Here is a 305-nt window from a genome sequence, read left to right on the forward strand (position 1 = left end):
AGAATTTTAAGACATTGACATGGTTTCTGTTCAGTTTTGAAGGGATATTCCTTTCAATGGGGCTGTAGCTCAGTTGGGAGAGCGCCTGCCTTGCAAGCAGGAGGTCATCGGTTCGATCCCGTTCAGCTCCACCATATAATTTTCATTACAACCATGGGCGCAAGCCTTTTTATTTTCACTTCAGATATGGGAAAATTTGATGGTTGTTGAAATGAATAAAACATGATAAGTTATTGATTGTCGCTTGATGAAGACCTAAATATTGGTCTGGTGATGATGGCGAAGAGGTCACACCCGTTCCCATC

Annotated in this window: 1 tRNA gene; it reads left to right on the forward strand. The window is 42.0% G+C overall.

The window, feature by feature from the left end:
* The first annotated feature begins 58 nt into the window (after positions 1 to 58).
* A tRNA-Ala gene (locus EIZ58_RS32955) sits at positions 59 to 134 on the forward strand.
* The last annotated feature ends 171 nt before the right edge of the window (positions 135 to 305 follow it).

Source organism: Ammoniphilus sp. YIM 78166 (assembly GCF_004522215.1).
Classification (GTDB): domain Bacteria; phylum Bacillota; class Bacilli; order Aneurinibacillales; family RAOX-1; genus YIM-78166.